The sequence below is a fragment of the Pseudomonas serboccidentalis genome (assembly GCF_028830055.1).
Taxonomy (GTDB): Bacteria; Pseudomonadota; Gammaproteobacteria; order Pseudomonadales; family Pseudomonadaceae; genus Aquipseudomonas; species Aquipseudomonas serboccidentalis.
The window spans coordinates 2,672,537-2,690,075 of record NZ_CP101655.1 but is presented as its reverse complement, the minus strand read 5'-3'; the positions used below and the strand labels follow the sequence as shown (position 1 = coordinate 2,690,075).

Genomic DNA, 17,539 nt, shown 5'->3' with positions numbered 1-17,539 from the left:
TAGGAGTGAGCCTGCTCGCGATAGCGGAGTGTCAGTCAACGAACGAGTGACCTGATAAACCGCTATCGCGAGCAGGCTCACTCCTACAATGGTTTTTGCTGGGATCTTCGGGAAAAGTGCCACTACTCTGGCGTCAGAATTCACACAATGACCATTCGGCGCCTTCTGGTTCTATCCGGCTTGCGCGGCGGACTTTTCTTCTATTCTCAGCTCAAGGACATCGACAGTATCACTGGATCGAAACAGCCTTCGCGTGAAGGCTGAATACCGGCTTTACCGAGGGTCGCCGCCATGTCGCGCAACCTCTGCCTCACCCGTCAATGCCTGGGTCTTGTGACCCGTATCGAGTGCGCCATCAAGCCGTTGGCCGGCGATAACGGCATGTGGACCTTGCTCTTCGCCGCCGGCATGGCTGGCGAACAACCTTCCGCCATCAAGGCTCAGGGCCCGTTTCATGGGCCGGTCGCCGCCGAGTCGATTCTCGACACCATTGTTGAAAGCCTGACGATGCATGGCTATGAGCTGGCCGACGATCCGCAGATCTGGAGCCTGCACCTGCAGGCACAGCTGCGCCAGATCAACGGTGGGCGTGGGCGTACGGTCGGCGTATTCGACCATTAGGCGCAATCACGGCGCAGTATCAGACAACTGCGCCTTGTCGAGCTTGACCTCAAAGCCGTATTGCACGGTGCTGAGGTCGGTTCGCTGATAGGTCTCCACGTGCGTTGGACGGCCATAGAAGTAATGCACGCCGAACAGCGCCGGGCCTTGCGCACTCGCGTCGTGGCTGACCGAGAGAATTTGTTTCAGGTAGTTGCCACTGTCATCCTTGACGAAGAACCGCCAGGCGTTGGCCGGGAAGCGTTTCAGGTCCACCACCAGCGTGTTGTTCTTGATCTCCAGGCCTTTGGGCAGCGACTTGGCGTCGTAGGCTTGCTTGTCCACGGTCGCGAGAAACAACGGCATTGAACCCACGGCAATCGCCGGGGTTTCCGGGAACAGGTTCAAATCGTAAGTGATGGTCGCTTGCAGTGGATCGACCTGATACGCCTCGGGCGGCAGTTCGATCGGCTCATCGAGTTTGCCGCTGCGTTTTTCGGTGAAGAACGTCACCGGGCTTTCGCCTGGGTTGAAGTCATCGCCAAGCAATTCATCGTTGAAGGTTCGACGGTGGGAGAACTCGATGCGTGCAGCGCTGGGCTCTTCCACAGACTGATGGATGCGAATGCCGGCCTTCAGCTCTTCCTCAGTCAGGCTCGCACCCTTGAGCCAGTTCGGCGCCAGATCGTCATACACCACCACCGGCAGGTCCAGCGGCTGGATGGCTTTGTCCGTGGTGTGCTGACTGAAGGTGCGCACCGGCAGATCCAGGGCCTTGCGGGTCACGGTCGCCGATGAGAAGTCGAGCACGCTGACTTCCAGGGTATCGACAGGGCCGTTGAAGTAGACCTTGTTGTAACGGCGCGGATGCTGCTGCTCGAAGGCGTGCTGCTCGTCCTCCAGCTGTTTTTCCAGCGCCTCGCTCCAGGTTTTCTGTTGCTGCAGATGCGCCAGTTGCTTCTCGTAAAAGCTCACTTGTGCCGGGCTCTCGTTGATCGAACCGGCGCGCACCAGGTATTGCCCGGTGGTGTCGCGGGCCTGAACGATCAACGGGTTGAGCTGAGTGCCCTCGACTTCCGGGGCCAGTGGCAGGCTGTTACTGAATTCGACTTCGGCGTAGTTTTTTTCCAGCTTCAGCAGAGTGACGCTGAGGTTGTCGTCGGTGCGGGTCTGGCCGATATCCTTCTGGCTCAGGTTGAAGCTGAACAAGCGGCGCGGCGTGATGACTTCGACTTTGCCTTGCAGGCTCACGGGTTGCGGCTGAGTCTTCTTGTCCACGTCCAGTCCTTCGATGAACGGGTAGGTCACGGTCAGGTCATCGGGGTTGTTGACGTTGGAGCTGGACGGGCTCAACTGGATGCCAGGATCGGTTTCCGACCACTCCGGCTGATAGGCAATCACCCGTTTGTTGCTCAGCGTTACCGACTGCCACTCCACGCCATGCGGGAACAGGAAGCCGCCGGGAATGTTGAGATTGAAGGGGAACACGGGTTGCAGGTCGGTGAGGTAGTCGGAGCTGGCGTCCTTGTGCAGCACGAACAGCCCGTCGATGAAGGTATCGACCAGCGCCTGTGGGGAAGGGTAGTGCTTGAGGATGCCGAGGGTGTCTTCGCCGTAGACGGTTTTCAGCGGTGTGCTGTCGAGCTTGAGTTGCGCGCGTTCGAGCAGCAGCAGTGAGCCGCCGAGTTCGGTCACGGCGTCCTTGAGCTTCGGATCGGTGATGGCGTCCAGTGAATGTTCGAAGGTTGCCGTCTTTGCTTCGAGGCTGACCGAAGGTTTCTTTTCCTCGCCGGGAGAGCAACCACCCAGCAGCAGAACGAGGTAAATTCCGGCAGTCGTTAACGGCAATCGCACACGCATTTCCAGTCGTCCTGTCCACTTTCGCTAGGCGGTCAATGGTTTGGACAGTAGCAGAAAAAAAATCACCCACACACGCAGGTTGCGGTGATTGGAGGTGCGAGCCGGGCGGTTTCTGGCTGTCACAGGTGACTGTTATACTTGCCCCCGATTACAACCCCCCCCTTGTGTGAGATTCAATGGAACGCTTTTTCGAAAACGCAATGTACGCCTCGCGCTGGCTGCTGGCACCGATCTATTTCGGCCTGTCCCTCGGGTTGCTGGCGCTGGCACTGAAATTTTTCCAGGAAGTCTTCCACGTCATCCCCAACGTGTTCTCGATGGCCGAGTCGGACCTGATTCTGGTGTTGCTGTCGCTGATCGACATGGCGCTGGTCGGTGGCCTGCTGGTGATGGTGATGATTTCCGGCTACGAAAACTTCGTCTCGCAACTGGATATCGACGACAACAAGGAAAAGCTCAACTGGCTGGGCACCATGGACTCTTCGTCGCTGAAGATGAAAGTGGCGGCCTCGATCGTGGCGATTTCCTCGATCCACCTGCTGCGGATTTTCATGGACGCCAAGAACGTCGATCCCGAGCACCTGATGTGGTACGTGATTATCCACATGACCTTCGTGATCTCGGCATTCGCCATGGGTTACCTGGACAAGGTCACCAAGCACTGATCATTGATTGATCGCTGCAAAAACACCGCCCGTCTGTTGCGAAACAGACGGGCGGTGTCGTTTTTGGCTTGTGCTTTGGCCTGCACGGGCATATCCCTGTAGAGGTCCTGGCTCGCCATCGCATGAGGTGTGTTCATGAATCTGCAAGAGTTGAATGCGTTTGCCATCGCCAGAAAGGTCGATGAGCTGAACCTGATCTCCATGGAGGGCGGGATTTATCTGCTCGAGGCCCGGATGCATGGGGCGGCGTATCCGTTGAGTGATCTCAAGGGCGAGATGCTGAAGCTGCGTTCGGTGGAGCATGCGCGGGATTTACTGCATAACTTTCCGGTGCTGCCGTTCAACCTCGTACACACCTCGGTGCACGACGAAATGTGCGGCCTGGGCGGCAGCGTCGATGAAAGCCTGAAAGTGCCGCTGGCCTGGCGCTCGGCCCTGTAGGCCTTGCGTCCCATCCTCCGGGCATCTGTGCTAGTCTGCTCGCCCTTTTAGGTTCCGGGCGCGCCGGGACGCGCTGTGCACGCACGGCAAGTCTGATGGCCGTCCGCACAGCGGAGCAGTGTCATGTCCGAAGTAAATCTGTCCACCGACGAAACTCGCGTCAGCTACGGCATCGGCCGTCAGCTGGGTGACCAGCTGCGCGACAACCCGCCACCGGGTGTCAGCCTCGACGCCATCCTGGCCGGTCTGACCGACGCATTCGCCGGCAAGCCAAGCCGTGTCGATCAGGAAGCAATGTCCGCCAGCTTCAAAGTGATCCGCGAGATCATGCAAGCCGAAGCCGCTGCCAAGGCTGAAGCTGCCGCTGGCGAAGGCCGTGCGTTCCTGGCTGAAAACGCCAAGAAAGAAGGCATCACCACCCTGGCTTCCGGTCTGCAATTCGAAGTGCTGACCCAGGGCGAAGGCGCCAAGCCATCCCGTGAAGACACCGTGCGTACTCACTACCACGGCATGCTGATCGACGGCACTGTGTTCGACAGCTCCTACGATCGCGGCCAGCCAGCAGAATTCCCGGTGGGCGGCGTGATCGCCGGCTGGACCGAAGCCCTGCAACTGATGAATGCCGGCAGCAAATGGCGTCTGTACGTGCCGAGCGAACTGGCTTACGGCGCTCAAGGTGTTGGCAGCATCCCGCCGCACAGCGTTCTGGTATTCGACGTCGAGCTGCTGGACGTTCTGTAAGACCTGGCCTGCCTTGATGGCGGGCTAATGTAGGAGTGAGCCTGCTCGCGATGGCGTCTGTTCAGTCGACTACTCAGTTGCCTGATATGCCACTATCGCGAGCAGGCTCACTCCTACAATTTTTTGGGGGCTTCATATTTCGATCTTGTGATGCAGCTCATGGGTCGGGCGCAAGGCCCGGGCATAGCAGAACAGGAACAGATTGCGCACCAGCTCCTTGAGCACCAGCGGTTCGCTGGAATTCAGGCTGCTGACGTCCAGATCGCCCTGATCCTGCAACTCATGCAGGGCTTCTTCTTCCAGCACCGCACAGACTTCTCCGGTTTCCCGATGCAGGATTCTGAGGTAAGGGTGTGGGCGATCCAGCCAGGCGTCGATCAAATAAGTCATGGGTCTCATCTCCTTGAAAGGTTTCAATGAGAATAATTCTTATTCGTCAAATAGCAAGTGCCTATTGGCGGAATGCGATTTTTTCCGGGTAAAGATTGCGTAAGGTCACAACGGCTGGCGTCTGGCTATTACGCGGCTGTGCAGGGGAGGGCGAAGCACCATCCCACGCCGGGCGCGGGATGGCTGACAGCAGGATCAGACCTTTCTGACGAACTCGGACTTGAGCTTCATCGGGCCGATGCCGTCGATCTTGCAGTCGATATCGTGGTCGCCATCGCACAGGCGGATGTTCTTGACCTTGGTGCCGACCTTGACCACCAGCGAGGTGCCCTTGACCTTCAGGTCCTTGATCACGGTGATGGTGTCACCATCCTGCAGGACGTTGCCGACCGAATCCTTCTTCACGGCATCATCGGACGCCACTTCGGCTTCGCCGCTGGCCGACCACTCGTGGGCGCATTCAGGGCAGATCAGTTGGGCACCGTCTTCGTAGGTGTATTCGGAATTGCATTTCGGGCAGGGTGGCAACGTGCTCACTAGGGCTCCTTGGAGAGGGATCGCTAAAAGTCGCACATTATATAGGGTTTTCTTTGTGTGGGGAGCTGAAAGCAAAAGATCGCAGCCTTCGGCAGCTCCTACAGGTGATTTATGCAGGAGCTGCCGAAGGCTGCGATCTTTTGATTTTGCCTGGCGATTTCAGTGCGTGCGGGCGACCGCAAACTCGCTCAGTTCCACCAGGGCATCGCGGTATTCGCTGGCTGGCAGCGCGTCGAGGCACTTGATCGCACGGGCCACGTAGTCGCGGGCCAGTTGCGCGGTGTACTCCAGCGAGCCCGAGGCTTCCACGGCAATGCGGATGCTTTCGAGGTCTTCGATCCCGCCTTTCTGGATCGCCTGGCGTACCAGCGCAGCTTGCTCAGGCGTACCTTCGCGCATGGTGTAGATCAGCGGCAGGGTCGGCTTGCCTTCGGCCAGATCATCACCGACGTTCTTGCCCAGGGTCTCGGCGTCGCCCTTGTAGTCGAGCAGGTCGTCGACCAGTTGGAACGCCACGCCCAGGTGATCCCCAAAGGTGCGCAGGGCTTCGCTCTGTTCGGCGGTGGCACCGGCCAGCGCCGCAGCGCTGTGGGTCGAGGCTTCGAAGAGCATCGCAGTCTTGCCGCGGATGACTTCCATGTAGGTTTCTTCGGTGGTGCTGGCGTCGCGGACCTTGGACAGTTGCAGCACTTCGCCTTCGGCGATGATGCGCGTGGCCTGGGACAGGATCTTCATCACCGGCATCGAGCCCAGTTCGACCATCATCTCGAACGAGCGCGAGTACAGGAAGTCGCCGACCAGTACGCTTGGGGCATTGCCCCACATGGCGTTGGCCGTCGAACGGCCGCGGCGCATGCCGGACATGTCGACCACGTCGTCGTGCAGCAGGGTCGCGGTGTGCAGGAATTCGATGGTGGCGGCCAGCAGACGCAGGTCATCGCCTTCGCGGCCCAGCGCCTTGCCACACAGCAGCACCAATAAAGGACGCAGGCGTTTGCCGCCGGCCGAGGTGATGTAATCGCCGATTTTCGATACCAGCGGCACTCGGGAAGTCAGCTGCTTCTTGATGATGCCGTCGACGGCGTTAAAATCGTCCGCCACCGCGCGGTAGAAAGCTTGGGGTTGCATCAGCGACAGTTGCTCCAGAAGGGTTGCGCGGCATGCTAGGACCCCCACCGGGGCCTGTCAAGGCGCGATGGACGGCCTCTTGCGTGACTCTCGATGCTTGCGTACAATCGCGCACCCTGAACTTCCTGGGCAGCACCTGCCTTACGCAATTGCACTTGGGCCGTTCCAGCCCCATGCAGCCATGCCAGCCAATACCTCTTCTTATAAAGAGCTGGGTGAGCAGGATTATCGGAGAAATACCATGTACGCAGTAATCGTTACCGGCGGTAAGCAATACAAGGTCGCTGAAGGTGAATACCTGAAGATCGAAAAACTGGAAGTCGCTACTGGCGAATCCGTGACTTTTGACCGCGTTCTGCTGGTCGCCAATGGCGACGACGTGAACATCGGCGCACCTGTTGTTGCTGGCGCAACCGTCAAGGCTGAAGTGATCTCCCAAGGTCGTCACGATAAAGTCCGCATCATCAAGTTCCGTCGCCGTAAGCACCACATGAAGCGTATGGGCCACCGCCAGTGGTTCACCGAGATCAAAATCACCGGTATTCAGGCTTAATTACAGCCTAATTCCTCACTAGGAGAATTGAACTCATGGCACACAAAAAAGCTGGTGGTAGTACCCGTAACGGTCGCGACTCAGAAGCCAAACGCCTTGGCGTGAAGATGTATGGCGGCCAGGTCATCAAGGCCGGCAACATCATCGTGCGTCAGCGCGGCACCCAATTCCACGCTGGCTACGGCGTTGGCATGGGTAAAGATCACACCCTCTTCGCGAAAATCGAAGGCGTGATCAAGTTTGAAGTAAAAGGCGCCTTCGGTCGTCGTTACGTGAGCGTTGTCGCGGCTTAATCGCGAGATCGCTGGAAGAGCCCTGTCTTGCGACGGGGCTTTTTCGTTTGTGGGGTGAGTCTCTTGCAAAACTGTTTGTATGGGCTGTCGGCGTGCGATGCAGGTCGTGTCTTGGGGTCGCTGCGCTCATTTTTGCAAGAGTCTTATGTCTTGATTGTTTTTCGGCTCGTCCGTATGGCGAGAGGCGTTGAGTTATGAAGTTTGTAGACGAAGTATCGATCCGCGTAAAAGCAGGCGACGGCGGCAATGGCTGCATGAGTTTCCGTCGGGAAAAGTTCATTGAAAACGGCGGCCCGAACGGCGGTGATGGCGGTGACGGCGGTTCCATCTACATGATGGCCGACGAAAACCTCAACACCCTGGTCGACTACCGTTACACCCGGCACTTCGATGCCGAGCGTGGCTCCAACGGCGGCAGTACCGATTGCACCGGCAAGAAGGGTGAAGACCTGATCCTGCGCGTGCCGGTCGGTACCACCGTGATCGACTCGGCTACCCAGGAAGTGATTGGCGACCTGACCAAGGCCGGCCAGAAACTGATGGTGGTGCAGGGCGGCTGGCACGGTCTGGGCAACACCCGTTTCAAATCCAGTACCAACCGTGCGCCGCGCCAGACCACTCCGGGTAAACCGGGTGAGCAGCGTGACTTGAAGCTGGAAATGAAAGTACTGGCTGACGTCGGTCTGCTGGGCTTGCCGAACGCCGGCAAAAGTACCTTTATCCGTTCGGTTTCGGCCGCCAAGCCGAAAGTCGCCGACTACCCGTTCACCACGCTGGTGCCGAACCTGGGTGTGGTCAGCGTCGACCGCTGGAAGAGCTTCGTCATCGCTGATATTCCGGGTTTGATCGAGGGTGCTTCCGACGGTGCCGGCCTGGGTATTCGTTTCCTCAAGCATTTGGCGCGTACCCGCCTGTTGCTGCACCTCGTCGACATGGCGCCGCTGGATGACAGCAGTGCGCCGGACGCGGCTGAAGTGATCGTCAACGAACTGGTCAAGTTCAGCCCGTCGCTGGCCGAGCGTGATCGCTGGCTGGTGCTGAACAAGTGCGACCAGATCCTCGAAGAAGAGCACGAAGAGCGCGTCAAGGAAGTCGTTGAGCGTCTGCAGTGGGAAGGTCCGGTCTACGTGATCTCGGCCATCGCCAAAGAAGGCACTGAGCGTCTGACCCGCGACATCATGCGTTATCTGGAAGATCGTGCTGATCGCCTGGCTAACGACCCTGCGTACAAGGAAGAGCTGGCCGATCTCGATCAGCGCATCGAAGACGAAGCCCGTGCACAGTTGCAGGCGCTGGATGACAAGCGTGCCCTGCGTCGCAGCGGTGTGAAGTCGGTCCATGACATCGGCGACGATGACTGGGACGAAGAAGATGTGGATGATGAAGACGGTCCGGAAATCATTTACGTGCGTGACTGATTCGTTGTGTAGGAGCTGCCGCAGGCTGCGATCTTTTGCTGTGCTGAGGATCGCGGTCGGGTGCGGTGTTATGATCCTTCGCACGCCGGCTACAAAGGCGCCGCTCAATCGAGCGGCGTTTTAGTATCTGGACGGTAGTCACGAATAACGTCACGGGCAGCGCTGGGTCGCGCTGCCCTCAAGCTAAGGTTGAAGATGATGCGGAGCAAAGTGACAGGTGCGCAGCGTTGGGTCGTGAAGATCGGCAGCGCTTTGCTGACGGCGGACGGCAAGGGGCTGGATCGCAAGGCAATGGGTGTCTGGGTCGAGCAGATGGTGGCCCTGCATGAAGCAGGTGTCGAGCTGGTGCTGGTGTCTTCCGGCGCAGTGGCTGCCGGTATGAGCCGCCTGGGCTGGACTGCACGACCCAGTGCAATGCACGAGCTCCAGGCCGCTGCTGCAATCGGTCAGATGGGGCTGGTGCAGGCCTGGGAATCGAGCTTTGCCGAGCATGGCCTGCACACCGCGCAGATTCTTTTGACTCACGACGACCTGTCCGACCGCAAGCGCTACTTGAACGCTCGCAGCACCCTGCGTGCACTGGTCGAGCTGAAGGTCATTCCGGTGATCAACGAAAACGACACTGTGGTGACTGACGAAATCCGTTTCGGCGACAACGACACGCTGGCGGCGCTGGTGGCCAACCTGGTCGAGGCTGACCTGTTGGTGATCCTGACCGATCGCGATGGCATGTTTGACGCCGATCCGCGCAATAATCCGGATGCGCAGCTGATCTACGAAGCGCGCGCCGATGATCCGGCCCTGGATGCAGTGGCGGGCGGCACCGGTGGTGCGCTCGGTCGCGGTGGCATGCAGACCAAGCTGCGTGCGGCGCGTCTGGCGGCGCGGTCCGGGGCGCATACCATCATCGTCGGCGGTCGCCTGGAGCGAGTGCTCGATCGCCTGAAGGCTGGCGAGCGCATCGGCACACTGCTGTCGCCTGAGCGCGGCATGCTGGCGGCGCGCAAGCAGTGGCTGGCCGGGCATCTGCAAACCCGTGGCACGCTGGTGCTGGATGAGGGGGCGGTATCGGCGTTGTCGCAGGGCAACAAGAGCCTGCTGCCGGTCGGCGTGAAGCTGGTGCAAGGCAGTTTCCGCCGTGGCGAAATGGTGGTCTGCGTGGCGCCGGATGGTCGTGAGATCGCCCGTGGCCTGGCCAACTACAGCGCTCTGGAGGCGCAAAAAATCATTGGTCAGTCGTCGGATGCAATTGTCGGCGTGCTGGGCTACATGGCTGAGCCGGAGCTGGTTCACCGTGACAACCTGATTCTGGTTTAAGGAAAAAACGCGATGCGCATGGCAAAAGGATTGTTGGGTCTGCTGATGGCGTTGCCATTGCTGGCCTCGGCCGAGGAAATCGGTCAGGTGTCGACGGTGTTCAAGTTCGTCGGTCCGAATGACCGGATCGTGGTCGAGGCTTTCGATGATCCGAAAGTCGACGGCGTGACGTGCTACCTGTCGCGTGCCAAGACTGGCGGGGTGAAGGGCGGTCTGGGTCTGGCGGAGGATCGCGCCGAGGCATCCATTGCCTGTCGTCAGGTCGGCCCGATCAAGTTCAAGGGCGAGCTGAAGGATGGCGACGAGGTGTTCAAGGAGCGCACTTCGCTGGTGTTCAAGACCATGCAGGTCGTGCGTTTCCTCGACAAGAAGCGCAATACGCTGGTGTATCTGGTCTACAGCGATCGCGTGATCGAGGGGAGCCCGCAGAATGCGGTGACGGCGATTCCGATCCTGCCGTGGGTGCCGGTCCAGCAATAACAGCGCAAAACCAATTGTAGGAGTGAGCCTGCTCGCGATATTGGTGTACCCGTCAGCAAATGCACATCTGACTAACCACTATCGCGAGCAGGTTCACTCCTACATTTTTTTGCTTTGCGTTTATCAAATCGCAGGCAATAAAAAACCGACCCTGAGGTCGGTTTTTTAATGACTACGTCGCTTAGGCAGCTTCTTTCAGTGCCTTGACGTGGCCATTCAGACGGCTCTTATGACGAGCAGCCTTGTTCTTGTGGATGATGCCTTTATCGGCCATACGGTCGATAACTGGCACAGCCAGAACGTATGCAGCTTGAGCTTTTTCAGCGTCTTTTGCGTCGATGGCTTTAACTACATTCTTGATGTAGGTACGAACCATGGAACGCAGGCTGGCGTTGTGGCTGCGACGCTTCTCAGCCTGTTTTGCACGTTTTTTGGCGGAAGGTGAGTTGGCCACCGTCGAGCTCCTCGAAAGACTTTTTAGGAAATAGCAAACAAAATAGGCCGCGAATCATGCCGATGAAGAGAAGTCTTGTCAAGGGCACTTGAATCGTTCCGCTAAGTGGTAGGTATAAAGAGGCGGGATATTTATTTCCGGCGCTTGACCTGTAAACTCGCGAGCTTTGGCTCTGTGCTGTTGCGGCGCGGAGTATCGCACAAGTGGGCGCATTGTTCGCCTGCTGTTTATCGAAAGGCCCTGATTTCCTCAATGAATCTGCTCAAATCGTTGGCCGCCGTCAGCTCTATCACGATGCTTTCCCGTATTTTGGGCTTTGTTCGTGACACGCTCATCGCTCGCACATTCGGCGCCGGGATGGCGACTGATGCCTTCTTTATCGCCTTCAAACTGCCCAACCTGTTGCGGCGAATTTTCGCCGAGGGCGCGTTCTCCCAGGCATTTGTGCCGATTCTGGCGGAATACAAAAGTCAGAAGGGCGAAGAGGCGACCCGTACTTTTATTGCCTATGTTTCCGGTCTGCTGACCTTGGTGCTGGCACTGGTCACTGCGCTGGGCATGATCGCCGCGCCTTGGGTGATCTGGGCCACGGCACCGGGGTTTGCCGACACACCGGAAAAATTTCAGCTCACCTCCGATCTGCTGCGGGTGACGTTCCCTTATATATTGCTGATCTCCCTGTCGTCGCTGGCCGGGGCGATTCTCAATACCTGGAACCGCTTCTCGGTGCCAGCGTTCGTGCCGACCCTGCTTAACGTCAGCATGATCGTGTTCTCGCTGTTCCTGACGCCATATTTCGATCCGCCGGTCATGGCCCTTGGCTGGGCGGTGCTGGTGGGTGGGCTGGCGCAGCTGCTCTATCAACTGCCGCACCTGAAAAAGATCGGCATGTTGGTGCTGCCACGCCTGAACCTGCGCGATAGCGGCGTATGGCGGGTGATGAAACAGATGCTGCCGGCGATCATCGGCGTCTCGGTCAGCCAGATTTCGTTGATCATCAACACCATCTTCGCTTCGTTTCTGGTGGCCGGTTCGGTGTCGTGGATGTATTACGCCGACCGCTTGATGGAGTTGCCGTCTGGCGTACTCGGCGTGGCGCTGGGCACGATCCTGCTGCCGACTCTGGCCAAAACCTACGCCAGCAAGGATCGCCACGAGTATTCGCGGATTCTCGACTGGGGCCTGCGCCTGTGCTTCGTGCTGGTGCTGCCGTGTGCGCTGGCACTGGGGATTCTTGCCGAGCCGCTGACGGTTTCATTGTTTCAGTACGGTCAGTTCAGCGCGTTTGATGCGTCCATGACCCAGCGTGCGCTGATTGCCTATTCTGTCGGCCTGCTGGGGATTATCGTGATCAAGGTGCTGGCGCCGGGCTTTTATGCGCAACAGAACATTCGTACCCCGGTAAAAATCGCAATTTTCACCCTGATCGTCACTCAACTGTTCAACCTGGTATTGATCGGTCCGCTGGCTCACGCCGGTCTGGCGCTGGCGATCAGTGCCGGTGCCTGCCTCAATGCCGGGCTGCTGTTCTATCAGCTGCGCAAGCAAAAGATGTATCAGCCGCAACCGGGCTGGTACACGTTCGGCTTCAAGCTGGTGGTGGCGGTGTCAGTGATGTCGGCGGTGTTACTGCTCGGCATGCATTTCATGCCGGCCTGGGATCAGGGGCACATGCTGGAACGTTTCCTGCGTCTCGGTGCGCTGGTGGTTGCTGGTGTGGTGGCGTACTTCGGCATGTTGCTGCTGCTGGGCTTTCGCCTGCGAGACTTCAATCGCAAGGCCTTGAGCTGAGGTTTCAGCCTTTATGGGCGGGCACGGGCCGGCAGTTTTGTCGGCTCGATCACTTTGCGTTACGGTGTTGCCTGTCGTCGACCGTCGGGTGTGGTTATAATCGACCACTTTATGAGCAAGAAGCGCGTTATGCAGCTGGTTCGAGGCCTCCACAACTTGCGCCCCCAGCATCGGGGCTGCGTCGCCACTATTGGCAACTTTGACGGTGTTCACCGTGGTCACCAGGCTATCCTGGCCCGACTGCGTGAGCGTGCGCTCGAGTTGGGCGTACCCAGCTGCGTGGTGATTTTCGAGCCGCAGCCGCGGGAATTCTTTGCTCCCGAGACCGCGCCGGCACGTCTGGCCCGGTTGCGCGACAAGCTGCAACTGCTGGCCGCCGAAGGTGTCGACCGGGTTCTGTGCCTGGCGTTCAACCAGCGCCTGAGCAAGCTCAGCGCCAGTGAGTTCGTCGATACCATCCTGGTGGATGGCCTCGGCGTGCAGCATCTGGAAGTCGGTGACGATTTCCGCTTTGGCTGCGACCGCCTCGGCGATTTCGATTTTCTGCTGCAGGCCGGACAAGTCCATGGTTTTACCGTGGAAGCCGCGCAAACCGTCGAGCTGGACGGCATTCGCGTCAGCAGCACCCAGGTGCGCAACGCGTTGGCCGCCGCCGATTTTGCTTTGGCCGAACGCCTGCTCGGCCGCCCGTACCGGATCGCCGGTCGCGTACTGCACGGTCAGAAACTGGCCCGGCAACTGGGGACGCCCACTGCCAACATTCAACTCAAGCGTCGTCGCGTGCCGTTCACCGGGGTTTATCTGGTGGATGTGGACATCGACGGCAAGACCTGGCCCGGCGTCGCCAACATCGGCGTACGGCCCACGGTGCAAGGTGATGGCAAAGCCCACCTTGAAGTTCACCTATTGGATTTTGCCGGCGATCTGTATGACCGGCGTCTGACGGTGGTTTTCCACCAAAAGCTGCGTGAAGAGCAGCGTTTCGCCTCTCTGGAGGCACTGAAAACGGCGATCAACGCGGATGTCGCCGCCGCCCGTGCACTAGCCGCACCTAGCGCCCATCGCTAATGAAGAGCCTTAAATGACCGACTATAAAGCCACGCTAAACCTTCCGGACACCGCCTTCCCAATGAAGGCCGGCCTGCCACAGCGCGAACCGCAGATCCTGCAGCGCTGGGACAGTATTGGCCTGTACGGAAAGTTGCGCGAGATTGGCAAGGATCGTCCGAAGTTCGTCCTGCACGACGGTCCTCCGTACGCCAACGGCACGATCCACATCGGTCACGCACTGAACAAGATTCTCAAGGACATGATCATCCGCTCGAAGACCCTGTCGGGCTTCGACGCGCCGTATGTTCCGGGCTGGGACTGCCACGGCCTGCCGATCGAGCACAAGGTTGAAGTGACCCACGGCAAGAACCTGGGCGCGGACAAGACCCGCGAGCTGTGCCGTGCCTACGCCACCGAGCAGATCGAAGGGCAGAAGACCGAGTTCATCCGCCTCGGCGTGCTGGGCGACTTCGCCAACCCGTACAAGACCATGGACTTCAAGAACGAGGCCGGTGAAATCCGTGCCCTCGCCGAAATCGTCAAGGGCGGTTTCGTGTTCAAGGGCCTCAAGCCTGTGAACTGGTGCTTCGACTGCGGTTCGGCCCTGGCCGAAGCGGAAGTCGAGTACGAGAACAAGAAGTCCTCGACCATCGACGTTGCCTTCCCGATCGCTGACGAGGCCAAACTGGCCGCCGCGTTCGGTCTGCCGTCGCTGGGCAAGCCTGCCTCGATCGTGATCTGGACCACCACCCCGTGGACCATCCCGGCCAACCAGGCGCTGAACGTTCACCCGGAATTCAACTACGCGCTGGTTGATATCGGCGACAAGCTGCTGGTTCTGGCTGAAGAGCTGGTCGAGTCCTGCCTGTCCCGTTACGGCGTTGAAGGCACCGTGCTGGCCACCGCGCCAGGTTCGGCGCTGGAACTGATCAACTTCCGTCACCCGTTCTACGACCGTCTGTCGCCGGTGTACCTGGCCGACTACGTGGAACTGGGCGCCGGCACCGGTGTGGTTCACTCCGCCCCGGCTTACGGTGTGGACGACTTCGTGACCTGCAAGAAGTACGGCATGGTCAACGACGACATCCTCAACCCGGTGCAAAGCAACGGCGTGTACGCGCCGTCGCTGGAATTCTTTGGCGGCCAGTTCATCTGGAAAGCCAACCCGGCCATCGTCGACAAGCTGACCGAAGTCGGTGCGCTGATGCACACCACCGTCATCGAACACAGCTACATGCACTGCTGGCGCCACAAGACCCCGCTGATCTACCGCGCGACCGCGCAGTGGTTCATCGGCATGGACAAAGAGCCGGTCAGCGGCGACACCCTGCGCGTGCGGTCGCTCAAAGCCATCGAAGACACCAAGTTCGTTCCGGCCTGGGGCCAGGCGCGCCTGCATTCGATGATCGCCAACCGTCCGGACTGGTGCATCTCCCGTCAGCGCAACTGGGGCGTGCCGATCCCGTTCTTCCTCAACAAGGAAAGCGGCGAGCTGCACCCACGCACCGTTGAGCTGATGGAAGAAGTTGCCAAGCGCGTTGAAGTCGAAGGCATCGAAGCCTGGTTCAAGCTCGACGCCGCCGAACTGCTGGGCGACGAAGCGCCGCTGTACGACAAGATCAGCGACACCCTCGACGTCTGGTTCGACTCGGGCACCACCCACTGGCACGTGCTGCGCGGTTCGCACCCGATGGGTCACGAGACTGGCCCGCGCGCCGACCTGTACCTGGAAGGTTCCGACCAACACCGCGGCTGGTTCCACTCGTCGCTGTTGACCGGTTGCGCCATCGACAACCACGCGCCGTACCGCGAACTGCTGACCCACGGCTTCACCGTCGACGAGTCCGGCCGCAAGATGTCCAAGTCGCTGGGCAACGTGATCGCACCGCAAAAAGTCAACGACACCCTGGGCGCCGACATCATGCGTCTGTGGGTCGCCTCGACTGACTACTCCGGCGAAATGGCCGTGTCCGAGCAGATTCTGCAACGCAGCGCGGACGCCTATCGTCGCATCCGTAATACCGCACGTTTCCTGCTTTCCAACCTGACCGGTTTCAACCCGGCCACCGACCTGCTGCCGGCTGAAGACATGCTCGCGCTGGATCGCTGGGCCGTGGACCGTACCCTGCTGCTGCAACGCGAGTTGCAAGAGCACTACGGCGAATACCGTTTCTGGAACGTCTACTCCAAGATCCACAACTTCTGCGTGCAGGAGCTGGGTGGTTTCTACCTCGACATCATCAAGGATCGCCAGTACACCACCGGCGCCGACAGCAAGGCGCGCCGCTCGTGCCAGACCGCGCTGTTCCACATCTGCGAAGCGCTGGTGCGCTGGATCGCACCGATCCTGGCGTTCACCGCCGACGAGCTGTGGCAGTACCTGCCGGGCGAGCGCAACGAGTCGGTGATGCTCAACACCTGGTATGAAGGTCTGACCGAGCTGCCGGAAGGCTTCGAGTTGGGTCGCGCCTACTGGGATCGCATCATGGAAGTGAAAGTTGCGGTCAACAAAGAGATGGAAATCCAGCGCGCGGCCAAAGCCGTCGGTGGCAACCTGCAAGCCGAAGTGACGCTGTTCGCCGAAGACGCCCTGAGCGCCGACCTGGCCAAGCTGAGCAACGAGTTGCGCTTTGTACTGATCACTTCGACCGCCAGCGTGGCGCCTTTCGTTCAGGCACCTGCAGACGCGGTCGTCACCGAAGTCAGCGGCCTGAAACTGAAGATCGTCAAATCGGCCTTCCCGAAATGCGCCCGTTGCTGGCACTGCCGTGAAGACGTCGGCGTGAACCCGGAGCATCCGGAAATCTGCGGTCGTTGCGTCGACAACATCAGCGGCGCCGGCGAGGTTCGTCACTATGCCTAATGCCGTTGGCCGTTTCGGACGGTTGAGCTGGCTCTGGTTGAGTTTGCTGGTTCTGGTCATCGACCAGGCCAGCAAGTTCTACTTCGAAAACAGGCTCGAAATGTTCCAGCAGATCGTGATCATTCCTGATTACTTCAGCTGGACCCTGGCCTACAACACCGGCGCGGCGTTCAGCTTCCTGGCCGACAGCTCCGGCTGGCAGCGCTGGCTGTTCGCCCTGATCGCGATCGTGGTCAGTGCGGTGCTGGTGGTCTGGCTCAAACGTCTGGGTCGCAACGATACCTGGCTGGCCATCGCTCTGGCGCTGGTGCTGGGCGGCGCGCTGGGCAATCTGTATGACCGCATTGCCCTGGGCCATGTGATCGACTTCATTCTGGTGCACTGGCAGAACCGCTGGTATTTCCCGGCGTTCAACTTTGCCGACAGCGCCATCACCGTTGGCGCGGTGATGCTGGCACTGGACATGTTCAAAACCAAGAAAACCGGAGAAGCCGTTCATGACTGAACAGGTATTGGCTGAGCAACGCATCGGTCAGAACACGGAAGTCACGTTGCACTTCGCACTGCGCCTGGAGAACGGCGACACGGTCGACAGCACGTTCGACAAAGCTCCGGCGACCTTCAAGGTCGGCGACGGCAACCTGCTGCCGGGTTTCGAAGCGGCACTGTTCGGCTTCAAGGCTGGCGACAAGCGCACGCTGACCGTCGAGCCGGAAAACGCCTTCGGCCAGCCGAACCCGCAAAACGTGCAGATCATCCCGCGCTCGCAGTTTGCCGACATGGAGCTGTCGCCGGGTTTGCTGGTGATCTTCAACGATGCGGCCAATACTGAGCTGCCGGGTGTGGTGAAAGAATTCGACGACGCGCAAGTGACCGTCGACTTCAACCACCCGCTGGCCGGCAAGACGCTGACCTTTGACGTCGAGATCATCAACGTCAAAGCGCTGTAAAAGTACAC

The 17,539-nt window shown here is 59.4% G+C and carries 19 protein-coding genes; 14 read left to right on the top strand and 5 right to left on the bottom strand.

From position 1 onward, the window contains the following. The first annotated feature begins 291 nt into the window (after positions 1-291). Positions 292-621 (top strand): PA4575 family protein, encoded by a 330-nt coding sequence (locus NN484_RS12260; RefSeq protein ID WP_007963794.1) that lies wholly within the window; start codon positions 292-294, stop codon positions 619-621. Between the two features lie 6 nt (positions 622-627). On the opposite strand, the gene NN484_RS12255 is transcribed toward NN484_RS12260, so the two are convergent. Then, positions 628-2,460 carry a hypothetical protein gene (locus NN484_RS12255; RefSeq protein WP_274659188.1) on the bottom strand — a complete coding sequence of 611 codons (1,833 nt, stop codon included), beginning with the start codon at positions 2,458-2,460 and terminating at the stop codon, positions 628-630. A 176-nt stretch (positions 2,461-2,636) separates the two neighbouring features. On the opposite strand from NN484_RS12255, the gene NN484_RS12250 reads away from it, so the two are divergent. The 3 genes from NN484_RS12250 to bamJ all read left to right on the top strand — a co-directional run bounded on the left by NN484_RS12250 (position 2,637) and on the right by bamJ (position 4,307). After that, the gene (locus tag NN484_RS12250; protein ID WP_003228371.1) at positions 2,637-3,125 is read left to right on the top strand and encodes a TIGR00645 family protein; all 489 of its coding nucleotides are present in this window, start codon (positions 2,637-2,639) and stop codon (positions 3,123-3,125) included. Between the two features lie 135 nt (positions 3,126-3,260). Beyond that, positions 3,261-3,566, top strand: a complete 306-nt coding sequence (locus NN484_RS12245) for a DUF6482 family protein (RefSeq protein ID WP_274659187.1) — start codon at positions 3,261-3,263, stop codon at positions 3,564-3,566. 123 nt (positions 3,567-3,689) lie between these two features. Further along, positions 3,690-4,307, top strand: coding sequence for a BamJ family beta-barrel-assembly machinery protein (gene bamJ / locus NN484_RS12240; RefSeq protein ID WP_003228367.1), 618 nt, complete (start codon positions 3,690-3,692; stop codon positions 4,305-4,307). 132 nt (positions 4,308-4,439) lie between these two features. On the opposite strand, the gene NN484_RS12235 is transcribed toward bamJ, so the two are convergent. The 3 genes from NN484_RS12235 to NN484_RS12225 all read right to left on the bottom strand — a co-directional run bounded on the left by NN484_RS12235 (position 4,440) and on the right by NN484_RS12225 (position 6,362). Further along, positions 4,440-4,697 (bottom strand): PA4570 family protein, encoded by a 258-nt coding sequence (locus tag NN484_RS12235; RefSeq protein ID WP_008078558.1) that lies wholly within the window; start codon positions 4,695-4,697, stop codon positions 4,440-4,442. Between the two features lie 195 nt (positions 4,698-4,892). Then, complete coding sequence (locus NN484_RS12230; RefSeq protein ID WP_025108781.1) at positions 4,893-5,234, bottom strand: zinc ribbon domain-containing protein YjdM; 342 nt, start codon at positions 5,232-5,234, stop codon at positions 4,893-4,895. Between the two features lie 159 nt (positions 5,235-5,393). Further along, a complete protein-coding gene (locus NN484_RS12225; protein WP_127651934.1) occupies positions 5,394-6,362 on the bottom strand; it encodes a polyprenyl synthetase family protein in 969 nt (322 codons plus the stop codon). Between the two features lie 241 nt (positions 6,363-6,603). Here NN484_RS12225 and rplU point away from each other — a divergent pair, with 241 nt between their 5' ends. The 5 genes from rplU to NN484_RS12200 all read left to right on the top strand — a co-directional run bounded on the left by rplU (position 6,604) and on the right by NN484_RS12200 (position 10,423). Further along, positions 6,604-6,915: a 50S ribosomal protein L21 gene (gene rplU, locus NN484_RS12220; RefSeq protein WP_003228361.1), complete on the top strand. Its 312-nt coding sequence runs from the start codon at positions 6,604-6,606 to the stop codon at positions 6,913-6,915. Positions 6,916-6,950: 35 nt separating this feature from the next. Then, positions 6,951-7,208 carry a 50S ribosomal protein L27 gene (gene rpmA, locus NN484_RS12215; RefSeq protein ID WP_003228360.1) on the top strand — a complete coding sequence of 86 codons (258 nt, stop codon included), beginning with the start codon at positions 6,951-6,953 and terminating at the stop codon, positions 7,206-7,208. 194 nt (positions 7,209-7,402) lie between these two features. Beyond that, positions 7,403-8,626 carry an Obg family GTPase CgtA gene (cgtA, locus tag NN484_RS12210; RefSeq protein ID WP_274659186.1) on the top strand — a complete coding sequence of 408 codons (1,224 nt, stop codon included), beginning with the start codon at positions 7,403-7,405 and terminating at the stop codon, positions 8,624-8,626. Between the two features lie 198 nt (positions 8,627-8,824). Further along, positions 8,825-9,943: a glutamate 5-kinase gene (gene proB, locus NN484_RS12205; RefSeq protein ID WP_127651935.1), complete on the top strand. Its 1,119-nt coding sequence runs from the start codon at positions 8,825-8,827 to the stop codon at positions 9,941-9,943. Positions 9,944-9,955: 12 nt separating this feature from the next. Further along, positions 9,956-10,423, top strand: coding sequence for a CreA family protein (locus tag NN484_RS12200; RefSeq protein WP_025108784.1), 468 nt, complete (start codon positions 9,956-9,958; stop codon positions 10,421-10,423). A gap of 181 nt (positions 10,424-10,604) precedes the next feature. On the opposite strand, the gene rpsT is transcribed toward NN484_RS12200, so the two are convergent. Further along, positions 10,605-10,877, bottom strand: coding sequence for a 30S ribosomal protein S20 (gene rpsT, locus NN484_RS12195; protein ID WP_003228351.1), 273 nt, complete (start codon positions 10,875-10,877; stop codon positions 10,605-10,607). Positions 10,878-11,129: 252 nt separating this feature from the next. On the opposite strand from rpsT, the gene murJ reads away from it, so the two are divergent. From murJ to fkpB, 5 genes are all read left to right on the top strand, one after another. Next, positions 11,130-12,668 (top strand): murein biosynthesis integral membrane protein MurJ, encoded by a 1,539-nt coding sequence (gene murJ, locus NN484_RS12190; protein WP_215502156.1) that lies wholly within the window; start codon positions 11,130-11,132, stop codon positions 12,666-12,668. A gap of 129 nt (positions 12,669-12,797) precedes the next feature. Next, complete coding sequence (gene ribF / locus NN484_RS12185; protein ID WP_003228347.1) at positions 12,798-13,736, top strand: bifunctional riboflavin kinase/FAD synthetase; 939 nt, start codon at positions 12,798-12,800, stop codon at positions 13,734-13,736. A 13-nt stretch (positions 13,737-13,749) separates the two neighbouring features. Further along, positions 13,750-16,581, top strand: coding sequence for an isoleucine--tRNA ligase (gene ileS, locus NN484_RS12180; protein ID WP_215502155.1), 2,832 nt, complete (start codon positions 13,750-13,752; stop codon positions 16,579-16,581). After that, positions 16,574-17,086 carry a signal peptidase II gene (gene lspA, locus NN484_RS12175; RefSeq protein ID WP_127651939.1) on the top strand — a complete coding sequence of 171 codons (513 nt, stop codon included), beginning with the start codon at positions 16,574-16,576 and terminating at the stop codon, positions 17,084-17,086. Before ileS ends, lspA begins: the two co-directional genes overlap by 8 nt. Positions 17,087-17,093: 7 nt before the next feature. Beyond that, the gene (gene fkpB / locus NN484_RS12170) at positions 17,094-17,531 is read left to right on the top strand and encodes an FKBP-type peptidyl-prolyl cis-trans isomerase (protein WP_215502265.1); all 438 of its coding nucleotides are present in this window, start codon (positions 17,094-17,096) and stop codon (positions 17,529-17,531) included. Positions 17,532-17,539: the final 8 nt, after the last annotated feature.

Coding starts and splice junctions, on each gene's coding strand:
- NN484_RS12260 (WP_007963794.1), top strand. CDS start 292: ATGTCGCGCAACCTCTGCCTCACCCGTCAATGCCTGGGTCTTGTGACC.
- NN484_RS12255 (WP_274659188.1), bottom strand. CDS start 2,460: ATGCGTGTGCGATTGCCGTTAACGACTGCCGGAATTTACCTCGTTCTG.
- NN484_RS12250 (WP_003228371.1), top strand. CDS start 2,637: ATGGAACGCTTTTTCGAAAACGCAATGTACGCCTCGCGCTGGCTGCTG.
- NN484_RS12245 (WP_274659187.1), top strand. CDS start 3,261: ATGAATCTGCAAGAGTTGAATGCGTTTGCCATCGCCAGAAAGGTCGAT.
- bamJ (WP_003228367.1), top strand. CDS start 3,690: ATGTCCGAAGTAAATCTGTCCACCGACGAAACTCGCGTCAGCTACGGC.
- NN484_RS12235 (WP_008078558.1), bottom strand. CDS start 4,697: ATGACTTATTTGATCGACGCCTGGCTGGATCGCCCACACCCTTACCTC.
- NN484_RS12225 (WP_127651934.1), bottom strand. CDS start 6,362: ATGCAACCCCAAGCTTTCTACCGCGCGGTGGCGGACGATTTTAACGCC.
- rplU (WP_003228361.1), top strand. CDS start 6,604: ATGTACGCAGTAATCGTTACCGGCGGTAAGCAATACAAGGTCGCTGAA.
- rpmA (WP_003228360.1), top strand. CDS start 6,951: ATGGCACACAAAAAAGCTGGTGGTAGTACCCGTAACGGTCGCGACTCA.
- cgtA (WP_274659186.1), top strand. CDS start 7,403: ATGAAGTTTGTAGACGAAGTATCGATCCGCGTAAAAGCAGGCGACGGC.
- proB (WP_127651935.1), top strand. CDS start 8,825: ATGCGGAGCAAAGTGACAGGTGCGCAGCGTTGGGTCGTGAAGATCGGC.
- NN484_RS12200 (WP_025108784.1), top strand. CDS start 9,956: ATGCGCATGGCAAAAGGATTGTTGGGTCTGCTGATGGCGTTGCCATTG.
- murJ (WP_215502156.1), top strand. CDS start 11,130: ATGAATCTGCTCAAATCGTTGGCCGCCGTCAGCTCTATCACGATGCTT.
- ribF (WP_003228347.1), top strand. CDS start 12,798: ATGCAGCTGGTTCGAGGCCTCCACAACTTGCGCCCCCAGCATCGGGGC.
- ileS (WP_215502155.1), top strand. CDS start 13,750: ATGACCGACTATAAAGCCACGCTAAACCTTCCGGACACCGCCTTCCCA.
- lspA (WP_127651939.1), top strand. CDS start 16,574: ATGCCTAATGCCGTTGGCCGTTTCGGACGGTTGAGCTGGCTCTGGTTG.